General features: G+C 75.5%; 16 protein-coding genes. 11 read left to right on the top strand and 5 right to left on the bottom strand.

Annotated features, from left to right (window positions below; translation table 11 throughout):
- Nucleotides 1-227: 227 nt before the first annotated feature.
- Both GEV43_RS07225 and GEV43_RS07220 read right to left on the bottom strand, forming a co-directional pair.
- Nucleotides 228-839: a hypothetical protein gene (locus GEV43_RS07225; protein ID WP_160820006.1), complete on the bottom strand. Its 612-nt coding sequence runs from the start codon at nt 837-839 to the stop codon at nt 228-230.
- Between the two features lie 75 nt (nt 840-914).
- Complete coding sequence (locus GEV43_RS07220; protein ID WP_241682822.1) at nt 915-1,712, bottom strand: trans-aconitate 2-methyltransferase; 798 nt, start codon at nt 1,710-1,712, stop codon at nt 915-917.
- A gap of 132 nt (nt 1,713-1,844) precedes the next feature.
- On the opposite strand from GEV43_RS07220, the gene GEV43_RS07215 reads away from it, so the two are divergent.
- The 5 genes from GEV43_RS07215 to GEV43_RS07200 all read left to right on the top strand — a co-directional run bounded on the left by GEV43_RS07215 (nt 1,845) and on the right by GEV43_RS07200 (nt 5,625).
- Complete coding sequence (locus tag GEV43_RS07215; RefSeq protein WP_160820005.1) at nt 1,845-2,234, top strand: hypothetical protein; 390 nt, start codon at nt 1,845-1,847, stop codon at nt 2,232-2,234.
- Between the two features lie 77 nt (nt 2,235-2,311).
- Nucleotides 2,312-3,469 carry a hypothetical protein gene (locus tag GEV43_RS47585; protein ID WP_160820004.1) on the top strand — a complete coding sequence of 386 codons (1,158 nt, stop codon included), beginning with the start codon at nt 2,312-2,314 and terminating at the stop codon, nt 3,467-3,469.
- 49 nt (nt 3,470-3,518) lie between these two features.
- The gene (locus tag GEV43_RS53195; RefSeq protein WP_309239506.1) at nt 3,519-3,848 is read left to right on the top strand and encodes an enoyl-CoA hydratase-related protein; all 330 of its coding nucleotides are present in this window, start codon (nt 3,519-3,521) and stop codon (nt 3,846-3,848) included.
- Nucleotides 3,849-3,853: 5 nt separating this feature from the next.
- Nucleotides 3,854-4,390: an enoyl-CoA hydratase-related protein gene (locus GEV43_RS07205; protein WP_309239505.1), complete on the top strand. Its 537-nt coding sequence runs from the start codon at nt 3,854-3,856 to the stop codon at nt 4,388-4,390.
- A 407-nt stretch (nt 4,391-4,797) separates the two neighbouring features.
- Nucleotides 4,798-5,625, top strand: coding sequence for a polysaccharide deacetylase family protein (locus GEV43_RS07200; RefSeq protein WP_309239504.1), 828 nt, complete (start codon nt 4,798-4,800; stop codon nt 5,623-5,625).
- A gap of 3 nt (nt 5,626-5,628) precedes the next feature.
- Here the strand turns inward: GEV43_RS07200 and GEV43_RS07195 are convergent, their stop codons facing one another.
- From GEV43_RS07195 to GEV43_RS54640, 3 genes are all read right to left on the bottom strand, one after another.
- Complete coding sequence (locus GEV43_RS07195; RefSeq protein ID WP_160820003.1) at nt 5,629-8,445, bottom strand: YhgE/Pip domain-containing protein; 2,817 nt, start codon at nt 8,443-8,445, stop codon at nt 5,629-5,631.
- The gene (locus tag GEV43_RS07190; protein ID WP_160820002.1) at nt 8,445-9,182 is read right to left on the bottom strand and encodes an ATP-binding cassette domain-containing protein; all 738 of its coding nucleotides are present in this window, start codon (nt 9,180-9,182) and stop codon (nt 8,445-8,447) included. The genes GEV43_RS07195 and GEV43_RS07190 overlap by 1 nt, the downstream gene beginning before the upstream one ends.
- Before the next feature lie 145 nt (nt 9,183-9,327).
- Nucleotides 9,328-9,600 carry a hypothetical protein gene (locus GEV43_RS54640; protein WP_309239503.1) on the bottom strand — a complete coding sequence of 91 codons (273 nt, stop codon included), beginning with the start codon at nt 9,598-9,600 and terminating at the stop codon, nt 9,328-9,330.
- Nucleotides 9,601-9,820: 220 nt separating this feature from the next.
- On the opposite strand from GEV43_RS54640, the gene fdxA reads away from it, so the two are divergent.
- The 6 genes from fdxA to GEV43_RS07155 all read left to right on the top strand — a co-directional run bounded on the left by fdxA (nt 9,821) and on the right by GEV43_RS07155 (nt 13,716).
- Entirely contained in the window at nt 9,821-10,147 is a 327-nt protein-coding gene (fdxA, locus tag GEV43_RS07180) for a ferredoxin (RefSeq protein WP_160820001.1), read from the top strand.
- A gap of 123 nt (nt 10,148-10,270) precedes the next feature.
- Nucleotides 10,271-11,356 carry a succinyldiaminopimelate transaminase gene (gene dapC, locus GEV43_RS07175; protein ID WP_160820000.1) on the top strand — a complete coding sequence of 362 codons (1,086 nt, stop codon included), beginning with the start codon at nt 10,271-10,273 and terminating at the stop codon, nt 11,354-11,356.
- Between the two features lie 198 nt (nt 11,357-11,554).
- A complete protein-coding gene (locus tag GEV43_RS07170; RefSeq protein ID WP_160819999.1) occupies nt 11,555-12,169 on the top strand; it encodes a DUF4178 domain-containing protein in 615 nt (204 codons plus the stop codon).
- A 3-nt stretch (nt 12,170-12,172) separates the two neighbouring features.
- The gene (locus tag GEV43_RS07165) at nt 12,173-12,736 is read left to right on the top strand and encodes a DUF2617 family protein (protein WP_160819998.1); all 564 of its coding nucleotides are present in this window, start codon (nt 12,173-12,175) and stop codon (nt 12,734-12,736) included.
- Nucleotides 12,733-13,260, top strand: coding sequence for a DUF4247 domain-containing protein (locus GEV43_RS47150; protein ID WP_175249999.1), 528 nt, complete (start codon nt 12,733-12,735; stop codon nt 13,258-13,260). Before GEV43_RS07165 ends, GEV43_RS47150 begins: the two co-directional genes overlap by 4 nt.
- A gap of 30 nt (nt 13,261-13,290) precedes the next feature.
- Nucleotides 13,291-13,716, top strand: coding sequence for a DUF350 domain-containing protein (locus GEV43_RS07155; protein WP_160819997.1), 426 nt, complete (start codon nt 13,291-13,293; stop codon nt 13,714-13,716).
- The last annotated feature ends 29 nt before the right edge of the window (nt 13,717-13,745 follow it).

Genomic DNA, 13,745 nt, shown 5'->3' with positions numbered 1-13,745 from the left:
TACTTAATTGGAAATGTCACCCTGGCCCTGTGTGGGGTGGAGTGTCCGTAATTTCCGGCCGGGACGGCCGTTTCCGGCCGGACGCCGCGACCCGCCCGCCCCCGCGCCCGCCCCGTGCTAGGCGCGTTTCCGGAGGTCAACGACGCCCCGCCGCACGAGCGGCCCGTCCTGAGGGACGCCCGGCGCGCGCGGTCCCGCCGCGGCGTGCGGCGGCGTGCCGGCGGGGGTCAGGGGCGGCCGATGTGGGCCACGAGGTTGAGGCCGAGGACGAGGTCCAGATGGATGAACGACTCCAGCTTCGCGCCGTCCGGGACGCCGGGGTCGTCCGCGAGGCGGTCGAGGACGGCGAGGGCGGCCGGGCTGTCGAGGTCGTCGGCGAGCGCCGCCTCGGCCTCCGCGACGTACGCGCGGTGCAGGGGGCGGCCGGGGCCGCGCGCCCAGCCGGCCACCAGCGAACGCCACCGCGCCAGGTCGTCGCGCGCCGCCGGGCCGAGGCCGGCGACGTCGACGGGGTCGCGGTAGCGGGCGCGCAGCATCGCGAGCCGTACCCAGAGCACGTCGCCGTCCGCGCCGACGCGCGCCTGGGCGTCCCACCAGTCGCCGTCCTCGAACGGCACGGCGAGCGAGGACGCGCCGTCCGGGCCCACCAGCAGGGCGCCGTCCGGCGGCGGAGCGGTCTCGAACTCCGGGACGCTGAGGTCGCCCGGCGCCACGTGGACGGGGGCCGCGCCTGGCGAACGCGTCACGACGGGATGCAGGCGGCCCCGCTCGGCCACGCGGCGGAGCAGGTCGGCGGCGACCAGCGCCCGTTCCGCGCCGCCGGACACGTGGACGCGCACGGGCCCGGGGGCAGGTCGCCGGTCCGCCCGGTGCGATGGTCGTACAGCCGCAGCATGGGACCACCCTAGGCGCGATCAGATCAGCGGGTCGGTGAGCAGGCCCCCGGGCATGGGCGCGGGGCCGTCCGCCTTGCGCACGGCCGCGAACCGCAGCCGCACGTAGTCGGCGACCCAGCCCGACTCGCGGCGCAGCGCGGGCGCGGCGAGCTCGTTGACGCGTTCGAGCAGCGGCTCGACCATCTCCGGCGGGACGTCGCCGAGCGCGCGCGCCGCGTACGCCCGGACCCAGTCGGCCGCGCCGTTCGGGCCCTCGGTCATGCGGGTCGGGCGGTCGGCGTGCTCCAGCAGCCGCAGCGTGAACCCGCCCTCCTCCAGCCGTGCCGCGTACTCGGCGGGCGACGGGAAGTACCAGGGCAGCTCGGGCTCGCCCAGCCCGAACACCCGCCACGCGGTCTGCATCGCCGCGATCAGCTCGGCGCAGTTGCCCGCGCCGCCGAGCTCGCCGACGAACCGCCCGCCGGGCCGCAGCGCCGCGTGCACCCGCGCGATCACCGCGTCGGGGTCGCGGGTCATCCAGTGCAGGGCCGCGTTGGAGGCGACCGCGTCGAACGACTCGCCGACCGTGAACTCGTGCGCGTCGCCGACGATGAACGACAGGCCGGGGTTCAGCGCGGTCGCCTGCGCGATCATCTCCGGGGCGCCGTCGATGCCCAGCACCTCGGCGCCCCGTTCGGCGATCTCCGCGGCGAACGCGCCGGTGCCGCAGCCGAGGTCGATGACCCGCTCGCCCGGCTGCGGGTCGAGCAGGTCGACCAGGGGGCGCCGTGCGCGGAGACGTACCCGAAGGCGGAGTCGTACGTCGTCACGGCCCAATTCACTGTCATAATTTATCGGACATGAGTGGCAGGGGAGGCTGCGTTGCCGAGGACGGCCACGCGGCGGTGATCCGCGTCACGCCCGCCGCGCCCCGTCCGCGCGCCGTTCCCGCGCCCGTACGGTCGGGACATGGGTGACGCGCGGGGCGAGATCCGGATCGTGGGGGCCGAGGGAAGCGACGGGCTGGAACTGCGCACTCAGGGGCTGGAGGCGCTCGGCCTGCCCGAGCTGCGCGTCACGGGCCTCCCGCCCTACCTCGGCCAAGGCTGGGCGCGGGTGCTGGCCGCCATCGCCGGGCGGCTCGCGGCGGACCCCGCCGAACGGCCCGATCTCGTCCTCCCGCCGGACGTCGCCGTCCACCTCGTCGAGAACGGCGACGGCACCCTGACCCCCGTACGCCCGCCGAGCGAGGACGGGCACGGGGACGGGGACGGGCACGAGGACGGGCGCGGGAACGGGGACGAGGGCGACTGGCGGCGGGACGTGCTGCTCAGGCTGTTCCCCGCGGCGCGGAGCTGAGCGGGCCGTCCCCGCCCCACCTGCCGGGATCGTCCCGCTACGCTCCATGGTCATCTCCGTCCGACCGAGGAGTGGCCTTGGCCCGCACGAACGCCCGCCCGGACGCCCGCCCAGACCCCGACGACCGCGCCGACCGCGATGACCGGGGCGATGACCGCGCCGACCGCGCCGACCGGGCCGACCGGGCCGACCGGGCCGACCGCCAGGCGGAACGGACGCCGTACCGGATCAGGCCGTCGCGCCTCCCGCTGCTCTGGGCCGTGCCCGGAGCGGCCGTCTCGTTCGCCCTCGCCCTGAGCTTCCTCGTGTACGACGGGTACGGCGTGTGGACGATGGTCCTCGCCGGGATCGCCGCGCTGCCCTGCTACCTCGCCGCGATCCGCACCCATCTGGCCGGCCACGTCGTCGGGGACAGGCACGGCGTCACGACCCGTTCGGCGCTGTGGAGCGTGCGCCGGTTCAGGTGGAAGGACGTCGAGAGGATCGAAATCCGTCCCACCACGTTCGGGCGCAAGGTCGCCGTGGTGCTGCGCAAGGGCAAGGGCCAGTACGTGCTCGCGGCGCCGCGCCGGACGCTCTTCGCGGGGGAGCCCGAACTCCAGGAGAAGCTCGACGCGCTGAAGAGCCGGGCCCGCCGGAACGTGCCGATCGACGGCGGCGGTGACGGCGACGGCGCCAAGGCGGCGTCGCGCTTCCGCGCGCCCGTGCTCGTGTTCTGCGCCATCGCGGTGATGCTCCTGTTCGAGCAGCCCTGGCTGAGCGACTGGTGGCCGGGCCGCAAGGAGGCCGCCGCCCTGCCGCGCGCGTGCTCGGTGGCCGACGAGGGGACGGCCCGCCGCCTGCTGCTGCGTCCCGTACGGGCCGAGGACTTCCACGCCGACCGCGACCCGTACTACACCTCGGCGTGCCGCTGGACGCACGCCCGGCCGGACGGGGTCGTGGAGCTGGGCTACCAGCGGTACCCGCGCTCGGGCCGGCAGAGCGGGTCCGGCGCGGCGGGCGAGCGGATGCGGTTCTACCGGTTCACCCTCGGCACGGTCCGGGTCCGGCGGCTCGGCGACGAGGCGTGGCAGCGCGCGGAGGAACTGGGCAGGATCCGGCACGTGGACGTGTGGGCGCGGCGCGCCAACGTGATCGTCCACGTGGACCGCGCGGGGGACGGCACGCAGGGGGAGCTGACCGCCGAGGCGCAGGCGCTCGCCCGTGAGGCCATGGGGCGCCTGCGGCTGGAGTGACCGCGTCCTAGAATCGTGTTCTAAAGTCAGGCGCGAGAAGGGGCCGCACGTGTCGTACACCGAGATCGAGTACGGGGTTCAGGACGGGATCGCCACGGTCACGCTGAACCGCCCGCACCGGATGAACGCCTACACCTACGTCATGCGCACCGAGATGCTCGATGCCTTCGACCGGATCGACGCCGACGACGCCGTGCGCGCCGTGGTGGTCACCGGGGCGGGCCGGGCGTTCTGCGCGGGCGCCGACCTCGGCGGCGGGGGCGACACGTTCGACAAGGAGAAGTCCAAGGACATGTTCGCGGGGAGGACGACGTCCTGGAGGACGGCACCCCGCGCGACGGCGGCGGCACGGTCGCGCTGCGCATCGCCCGCTGCCTGAAGCCGGTGATCGGCGCGTTCAACGGCGCGGCGGTCGGCGTCGGCGTCACGATGACGCTGCCGATGGACGTGCGGCTGGCGAGCGAGAAGGCGAAGTTCGGCTTCGTCTTCGCGCGCCGCGGGATCGTCACCGAGGCCGCGTCGAGCTGGTTCCTGCCGCGCCTGGTCGGCATCGCCCAGGCGATGGAGTGGGCGGCGACCGGGCGCGTGTTCGGCGCCGAGGAGGCCCTCGCCGGACGCCTCGTCTCCCGCGTCCACGCGCCGGACGAGCTGCTGCCCGCCGCGTACGCCCTCGCCCGCGAGATCGCCGACAACACCTCCGCCGTCTCGGTCGCCGCGATCCGCCGGCTCATGTGGTCGGGCCTGTCGGCGCCGTCCCCCTGGGACGCGCACGCCGCCGACTCCCGCCTGATGGCCGCCCTCGGCGGCGCGCCCGACGCCAACGAGGGCGTCACCTCGTTCCTGGAGAAGCGCCCCGCCGCGTTCCCCATGCGCGTCACCACCGACCTCCCCGCCCAGGTCCCCGACTGGCCCACCCGCTGACCTCCCGCCCGCCGGCCCCGCCGGCCCCGGCGCGCGCGGACGGCTGCACGGGGGGCCAAAGGGCGGGCAAACGCGGGGGCATGCGGGACGCGGGTGGTGGGGTGATCTTGTAAAGAGGTGGTCGGACGGGGCGTTTCGCGCGGGTCCGGGGGGCTTGGGGACGTGTAGGGCGCGAGACGCGGAGGGTATGTAGCGCCCCGAGGCAACACGTTTCGGGGGTGCGTGGTGCGAAGCAGTTATTCCGTTGCATTCGTCATGACCGGTGTCATGCTCGCCGCGGCCGGGTGCGGGCAGGCGCCGAGCCGGCGCGCGCAGGCGGCGCGCCAGCAGGTGGCGGTGGGAGGGCAGCGGGCCAAGCCCCCGCGCCCCCGCCGCCGCGCAGGATCGACTGCGACCAGGCCCGGTGCGTGGCGCTGACGTTCGACGACGGGCCGGGGGAGTACACCGGGCGGCTGCTCGGCACGCTGCGGACGGCCGGGGCGCGCGCCACGTTCTTCATGCTCGGGGAGAACGTGCACGCGTTCAGGGGAGTCGTGCGGCAGATGGCGCTGGACGGGCACGAGCTCGCCAACCATACGTGGTCGCACCCGCAGCTCACGGCGCTTCCCACGAGCAAGGTCCGCTCGGAGGTGCAGCGCACGCAGGCGGTCATCGAGGAGGCGTCCGGCGGCGTGCGGCCGAGGCTGATGCGGCCCCCGTACGGCGCGACCGACAAGCGGGTCGGGGCCGTCGTCGGGATGCCGGAGATCCTCTGGAGCGTCGACACCCTCGACTGGCAGCACCTGGACGCCGCGCGCAACGTCAAGGTCGGGGTGAGCGAGCCGAAGCGCGGCGGGATCGTGCTGTTTCACGACATCCACAAGCCGAGCGTGAACGCCGTGCCGAAGGTGCTGGCGGGGCTGAAGCGGCGCGGGTTCACGTTCGTGACGGTGTCGGAGCTGTTCCAGAACCGCAGGCTGGAGCCCGGCCGCACCTACACCGAGCTGGCGCCCAAGGCCGCGCCGCAGCCTCCGGGCCCGCCGCCCGGCTCGCCCGCGGGGCCGCCTTCGGCGACGACCCCGGCGAGCCCGTCGGCTCCGGCCAGCCCGTCCGGGCCGATGAACCCGGCCGCGCCGCCGCAGGGGGCGGGGCCCTCGGGGGACGCGCCGTCGCCCCCGGTCGCCGACGTGCGGGCGCCGAAGGTCCTCGCGCCCAGCATGCTCGCGCCCGAGGTCCTGTCGCCCCTGGCGCGCTAGGCGCTAGAGCTCCAGCTCGGGCTTGAGGCGCGCCAGCGTCCACGCGCGGCGGCGCCGGACGGCGAGGACGAGCAGCACGAGCGCGCCCGCCAGGAACCCGGCCAGCACGCCGCAGTCGCGCCAGGCGTGGGACGCCTCGCCGCCGAAGATCGTCGTCCGCAGCGCCGCGTCGAAGTAGGTCATCGGGACGACCCGGTGGACGGCCTGGAACGGCAGCGGCAGCGTCTCCACCGGGTACAGGCCGCCGCACGACACGAGTTGCAGCATCAGCAGGACCAGCGCGAGCGCGTCCCCGGCCGCGCCGAACACCACCCGCAGCAGGTGCACGATGCTGAGGAACGACGCGACGCCGAGCGCGAGGACGCCCAGCGTCGCGGCCGTGTGGACGGGGTCCAGACCGAGGCCGAGCTCCAGCGACGCGTACAGCACGCCGGTCCCGGCGAGGCCGATCAGCAGGGCGGGCAGGTACGCGGCGAACGCGACCGTGGCCGATCCGGCGCTGCTCGCGAGCAGCCGTCCGGGCAGGGGCCGCAGCATCAGGTACGCCACGAGCCCGAACACCCACAGCGCGATCCCGAAGAAGAACGGCGACAGGCCGCGCCCGTAGACGCCGCCGGGATGCAGGTTGGACGACGCGACGTTCACGGGCTGGGCGAGCGTCTTGGCGTCGCGGTCCCGCCGGTCGGCGGGCGGCACCGGCACCCGGCTCTCGCCCGAACGCAGCCCGGAGGCGAGCTTCGCGGCGCCGTCCTTCAGCTTCCCCTGGCCCGCGTTGAGCTTCTGAGCGCCCGCGAGGAGTTCGCCGCTGCCCGCGTTGAGCCGCTGCGCGCCGTTCAGCAGGCGGGCGTTCCCGGCGTCCAACCGGCGGGCTCCGTCGGCGAGGCGGGCGCTGCCCTGGTCGAGCGTCCGGGCGCCCTGGAGGAGGCGGGCGTTGCCGTTGTCGAGTGCGCGGGCCCCGTTCGCCAGGCGGGCGCTGCCTTGGTCGAGCGTACGGGCGCCTTGCAGGAGCCGCGCGTTGCCGTTGTCGAGCGCGCGTGCGCCGGTGAGGAGGCGGGCGTTGCCGGCGTTGAGGGCGCGGGCTCCGTTGGCGAGGCGTGCGTTGCCCCGGTCGAGCGTACGGGCGCCGGTCAGCAGCGCGCCCGCGCCCTGGTCCGCCTGCCGCGCGCCTGCGGCGAGCCGCGCGCCGCCCCGGTCGAGCCGGACGAGCCCGTTCGCCGCCTCCCGCAGCTTCCGCTGGACGGCCGGGACCTGCCGGTCCATGCGGCGCGCGTCGGCCGCGAGCCGCCGCGTCCTGCCGTTGACGCGGGCGGCGGCGTCCGCGACGAGCCGCGCCCGTGCGGCGGCGCGGTCGGCCAGGCGCAGGACGTCCCCGAACACCGGGTCCCTCCGCAGCTCGGGATGCCGTCCGGCCAGCAGGCCGAGGCGTCCGGCCATCGTCGCGTCGAGCCGCTTCGCCGCCGCGGCGGCCGCCGCGAAGCGCGGGTCGCGGGCGACGGCGGGATACCGCGCGGCGAGGGCCGACAGGCGGCGCTCGACGGTGCCGTCCACGGCCCGCACCGCCTCGCGCAGCCGCCGGAACGGCGCGCCGCCGACGATCTCGGGATGGCGGCGGCCCAGCTCGTTCAACCGCCGGTCGAGGTCCGCGGCGAGCCGCGCGGCCCGGCCGCTCAGCTCGGCCGCCAGCGCGGTCAGCCCGGCGGCCTCGCCGGACGCGCCCACCGCCGCGTCCGCCAGCCTCGGCAGCCCTGCGACCGCCCGGCCGGCGAGCGGCACCGCCTCGCCCGCGAACGCGTGGATGCCCCGCGACAGCCGGACCGTTCCCGGTGCCAGCTCGGCGGTGCCCCGCTTGAGCCGCGCTGCGCCACTCGCCAGCTCGGCGCTGCCCTGCTCGGCCCGCCCGAGCCCGGCGGCGAGCGCGGCCGAGCCCTGCCCGGACCGGCCGAGGCCCGTCGCGAGCGCTCCCGATCCCCGCTTCGCCTGCCCGAGCCCGGCGACGAGCGCGCCCGTGCCCCGCCGCGCCTGGCCGAGCCCGGCGGCCAGCTCGGCGGAGCCCTGCTTGGCCGCGCCGACGCCGCCGACGAGCGCCGCGGTTCCCTGCCGGGCCTGGCCGAGTCCGTTCGCGAGTGCGCCGGAGCCCTGCTTGGCCTGGACGAGCCCGTCCGTGAGCGCGGCCGTGCCCTGCTGGGCTTGCCCGAGCCCGGAGGCGAGCGCGGCCGAGCCGTTCTGCGCCTCCCCGAGGCCCTGCTGGAGCCGTTCCGCGCCGCCCGCCGCGTCGCCGAGGCTCTTCCTCAGCTCGGCGAGCTTGCCGAACGCCGCCGTGAAGTACGCCGAGACCGCCGACTCGTTGACGATCCGCTGGAGCTCGGACTGCGCGACCTTGGCCATCACGCTGACCAGGTAGTTGTTCGCGTCGTTCAGCGTGATCGCCATGGACGCCTGCTTCGGCGTGCCGATCGCGCCGCTGGTGATCCGCGAGCTGAAGTCGGGCGGGACGGACAGGACGGCGTAGTAGTCCCCCTCCCGCAGCCCCTTCCGGGCCCGTTCCGCGCCGGTCTCGCGCATGTCCACCAGGTGCTCGGACCGCAGCCGCCGGACGAAGTCGCCGCCCGCGTCCACCGTCCGGCCCTGCACCCGGACGGGACGGTCCTCGTTCACCACCGCGACGGGCAGCTCGCCGATCCGGTCGTACGGGTCCCAGTTGGACCACAGGTAGATGCCTCCGTACAGCAGCGGCACGAGCGCGAGGAACGCCAGCCCGGCGACCTGCATCGGCGTGCGGAAGCGCCGCAGCTCGTACGCCGCGAGCCTGAGCGCCCGCATCAGTGCTCCCCGAGCGTCAGCAGCACGTCGGCGAGGCCCCCGGCGGGCGACGGCTCGGTGGTCGAGGCGACGACCGCCGCGCCGAGGTCGGCGGCGCGCCGCGCCGAGGACCACAGCGCGTGCTGCCCGGCCCCGTCCGAGCCCGCGTCGAGGTCGTCCAGGACGAGCACGTCGGGCCGTTCCATCACCGCGAGCGCGAGGGCGAGCCGCGTCGCGTCGCCCGGGGACAGGTCGCGGACGCGCCGCCGGCCGGGCACGTCGAGGCCGACGACCTCGCAGGCCGCCCCGAACGACTTCCACGCGCCCCCGAACGACTCCCGCGCCTCCCGGCTCCGCGCCGTACCGGGCAGGGTGAGGGCGCGCTCCCGGACGTGGTCGGCGACGCGCAGCTCCGGCTCCAGCTCGGCGGCCCCGCCCGCGCGCGCGACGGCGGCGCGGCCGCGGACCCGCGCCGCGCCCTCCGGCAGGTCGAGCCCGCACACGCGCAGCGCGCCGGACGTCGGCCGCATCCGCCCCGCGACGGTCAGCAGCAGCGACGTGCGCCCGCTCCCGCCCGGCCCGGCCACCGCGACGAGCGTCCCGGCGGACGCCCGCAGCGTCACCCCGCGATAGACCCACCCGCGCCGCGTCCGCACTCCGAGGTCGTCGGCCTCGACGACGGGCGGCGGCTCCTCGCCGCGGACCTCCGCCGCGCCCGCGCCGGTGCCTTCCTCCGGACCCGTCTGCTCTGCGTCCATGTCGCCCCCCACATCGCCCCCCACGAAGACCCTGTGGAGGACGGGGCGGGAGGAAACGCCGGGACCGGTGATGACTTCCCGGTCATCGCCAAGGCTTTGCTGATCGTTGCCCGGGCCGGTGAGTCGTTCGTCTCACTCGCGGCGGCTAGGCGCGCGCGTCGCCGCCCCGGCCCTCGGCGCGGGCCTCGCCGGACCCGGGCCGCCGGACCTCGCCGGGCCCGTGCGCCGGCGCGTCGGCGCCCTCCGCCCTCTCGGCGCGTTCCTCGTCGTCCCACGGTGAACGGCGCGGGCGGCGGGGCGGCGGCTGCGGCGGGACGACCTTGGCCGCGACCATGGCGTCCTCGGGGACGTCGACCACTTCGCCGGTCCTGCGGCGCACCGTGAGCGTCTTGCCGGACCAGGATTCGAGCACGCCCACGACGTCGCTGTACTCTCCCGTTGGCAGACGGCGGCGCAGCGAGATCCGCTGACCCACGTCCGCAGGACCGATGGAGACCACCAGCCGCGCGGCGAGACGGCCGGACATGTGAGGACCCCCGTGTCGAATCGACTGAGCCGTGGTGGCAATACTATTCACAGCGAGCTTGCGGTGAGCCGTGACGTGCGGCGGGGCCGGAAACCCGAGAGGAGTCACTGACGTGACCTACGTCATTGCGCAGCCCTGCGTGGACCTGCTCGACAAGGCATGCATCGAGGAGTGCCCGGTCGACTGCATCTACGAGGGGAAGCGTCAGCTCTACATCCACCCGGACGAGTGCGTCGACTGCGGTGCGTGCGAGCCGGTTTGCCCGGTTGAGGCCATCTACTACGAGGACGACGTCCCCGAGCAGTGGAAGGACTTCTACAAGGTCAACGTGGAGTTCTTCGACGACCTCGGCTCGCCCGGCGGCGCCTCCAAGGTCGGGAAGATCGAGAAGGACCACCCGATCGTCGCCGCGCTGCCCCCGCAGAGCCAGGACGACTGACCCCGGTAGGAGCTGACCTCAAGGCCGTGCCTCCCGCACCGGGGGTCACGGCCTTGTGTCCTGTGAGGCGCTCTCGCGACGAGAAGCGCGCACCGCACGTGACGTCTTCGAGGAGGATGCGGGTTGTTCACCCTGCCGGATTTCCCGTGGGATCGGCTCCAGCCCTACAAGGAGCGGGCCGCCGCCCACCCCGGCGGGATCGTCGACCTGTCGGTCGGCACGCCGGTGGACCCGACGCCCGCGCCCGTCCGCGAGGCGCTCGCCGCCGCGTCCGACGCGCCCGGCTACCCGCAGACGTACGGGACGCCCGCGCTGCGCGAGGCCGTCGCCGGGTGGCTGCGCCGCCGGCTCGGCGTCGCGGGCGCCGACCCCGACGCCGTGCTGCCGGTGATCGGCACCAAGGAGCTGGTCGCCTGGCTGCCCACGCTGCTCGGCGCGGGCCCCGGCGACCGGGTCGTGTTCCCCGAGCTGGCGTACCCGACCTACGACGTCGGCGCGCGGCTCGCCGGCGCCGAGTCCGTCGCGACCGACGGGCTGCTGGCCCTCGGCCCCGGCACCCCGAAGATCGTCTGGGTGAACTCGCCGTCCAACCCGACCGGCAAGGTGCTGCCCGCCGAGCACCTGCGCAAGGTCGTCGCGTGGGCGCGCGAGCGCGGCGCGGTCGTCGTCAGCGACGAGTGCTACCTGGAGTTCGGCTGGGACCCGGCGAGACCGCCGGTGTCGGTCCTGCACCCCGACGTGTGCGGCGGCTCCCACGAGGGGCTGCTCGCGGTCAACTCGCTGTCCAAGCGCTCCAACATGGCCGGGTACCGGGCGGGCGTCGTCACCGGCGACCTCGCGCTCGTCCGGCGGCTGCTGGAGGTCCGCAAGCACGCCGGGATGATCGTCCCGGCGCCGGTGCAGGCCGCCATGGCGGCGGCGTTCGGCGACGACGCGCACGTGGACGAGCAGCGCGAGCGCTACGCCCGCCGCCGCGCCGCCCTGCGCGAGGCGTTCGAACGGCACGGCTTCCGCATCGACCACTCCGAGGCGTCGCTGTACCTGTGGGCGACCCGCGACGAGCCCTGCTGGGACACCGTCGCGCACCTCGCCGAGCTCGGCGTCCTGGTCGGCCCCGGCGACTTCTACGGCCCGGCCGGCGGACGGCACGTCCGCGTCGCGTTCACCGCCACCGACGAACGCGTCGACGCCGGAGCCGCCCGCCTGTGACCCCGCTTCGAGCACGCCCCCGCTTCCGGTCCGGTGGCGGGGGCTGTTTCGTGCGGGGACCCGTGCGCGTACGGCCGGGTGCGGCCGGGTTCGGCCGCCGTAGGGGCGAAGTGCCCGCGCACGCCGTTGATGATGTCGGCTATTTCGGTAGTATCCGCAGGTCTATGCCGACCTGACGACGAATCGATGGAGGTGCGCATGGGCGGGGTGACCGTCGCGGTCCTGCTGGCGCTGATCCTGGTCGCCCTGATCGTGCTCATCGCCGTGATCGTGCTGCGCGGCCGGTCCAAGCCGTCGCCCGCCGCCGCGCCGCCCGCGCCGCGCGACCCGTTCGCGGCGGAGGACCAGGTCGGCGGCGACCCGAGGACGCTCAAGGCCGGCGACATGGTCGAGTACCTCGGCACCCGCTACTTCGTGCGCGGCTCGCTGCGGCTGCGCGAGGGCGGCTTCACCTGGAGCGAGCACCTGCTCGACGCCGACACGGCCGAGGGGGCCAAGGTCTGGATCTCCGTGGAGGAGGACCCGGACCTGGAGGTCGTCTGGTGGACCGGGTACGACATCGGCGACCTGCGGCCCGGCGAGCGCACCCTGACCGTCGAGGGCGTCGAGTACCGGCGCGACGAGCACGGCACCGCCGACTACACCAGCGAGGGGACGACCGGCGTCGGCGTCCAGGGCCGGGTCGAGTACGTCGACTACGAGGGCCCGCGCGGACGCTACCTGTCGTTCGAGCAGTACGGCGGCGGCACCTGGGAGGCGGGGCTCGGCGACCGCGTCCCGGACGGCGCGCTGACGATCTATCCCGGAAGCTGATCGTTGCTCGCCCCCCTCGACACCCCCTACGCGGACTCGCGCGCCGACGCGCTGTCGTTCGCCCTCGGCCTGCCGCCGCTCGACGCGCTCGCCGTCCTGCCCGTCGAACGCGGCGGGCTGGCCGTCGAGCTGCGGCTGCTCGGCGCGTCCCACCAGGTCATCGCGCGCCCCCTCGGAGCGAACGCCTCGCCGGGGCCGTCCGCCGGGGCCGCCGGGGCCGCGGCGGCGGAGCTCAGTGAGACCGTGGCCTGCCTGCCGTCCGGGACGGCCGGGGAGCCGCTCCCCTCGCGGGCCGCGCGGACGCTGGCGGGAGGCTGGGCGTACGAGTTCGCGGCGGCGACCGAACGGCACTCCGGCGACGCGTCGTTCGGCCGGGCCGTGGACGGCCTGCGCTCCGCCCTCGCGGGCCGCGACGACGACGCCCTCGCCGGGACGTTCCCCGGCTCCCCGCACGCCGTCACCGCGCTGGCGCTCGACGCCTCCGGAACGGGATGGCGCACCTGGCACTCCTACCCCCAGACCCGGGAGATCGTCATGACCCGCAGCAGGCTGGTGAGACGGCCGTGACCCGCAGGCACTATGTGATCGGCGCCGTCGCGGTCGCGGTGATCGCCGTGATCGTCCTGGTGGTGGTGCTGGTCAACGGCGACGACTCGCCCGACGAGTGGGTCTCCGAGAAGTACCGCAAGGTGGCGGCCGGGACGTTCCACGCGTCGAAGCCGCCGCGCGCCGTGGCGGGGGAGATCACCAAGAAGTTCCATGCGATCGACCGGGTGGACGCCCTCGGCTTCGGCGACGCCCCCGCCGGCGGCACCGGCGGCACCGGCGGCACGGTCCCGGGCACGGGCGGCACGGGCGGCACGGTCCCCGGCGCGGCGCCGGGCGGAGGGATCTTCCTCCAGTACCCGAAGACGGTCATCGGGGTGCTGCCGGACGGCCCCGGCAGCCGGATCACCGTCGACCGCCCCTCCTCGGGCTACAGCCGGTACCACTCCTACGTCGGCGGGCGCTGGAGCGCGCCGGGCCGCGACGGCTGGAACAGCAACGGCAGAGCGTCCTTCCGCGGTGGCGGGCCGGGCTCGGGCAAGTGACCGCGCAGAGCGGATAAGGAGTTTCCTTCGATGAACGACATCCTGTCCGAGGGCGGCGCCACCCTGGCGTACGGCGCGCTCGGCATCGCGCTGATGGCGCTCGGCTACCTGGTCGTGGAGGTCACCACGCCGGGGCGGCTAGGCCACCAGATCTGGACGCAGGCCAACCGGGGCGCCGCGCTGCTGCTCGCGGTCAAGCTGCTCGGCGTCGGCATGATCGTCACCACCGCGATCGTGACCAGCGACTCCGACCTCGGCGACGGCCTGGTCGACACGGCCGTCTACGGGCTGCTCGGGATCGTGCTGATGGTCCTCGCGTTCTACCTGCTCGACCTGATCACGCCCGGCCGGCTCGGCGCGACGCTGGTGGACGGCGCCGCGATCCACCCGGCGGGCTGGGTCGTCGCCGCCGCGGACCTCGCCGTCGCCGCGATCGTGGCCGGAGCCGTCTCCTGACGGCCCGGGACGGACGGGGGAGTCCTTGA

The organism is Actinomadura sp. J1-007, assembly GCF_009793335.1.
GTDB lineage: Bacteria > Actinomycetota > Actinomycetes > Streptosporangiales > Streptosporangiaceae > Spirillospora > Spirillospora yumaensis.
Note: the sequence above shows the minus strand (reverse complement) of the source record. Positions and strands in the feature narration are given on the sequence as shown.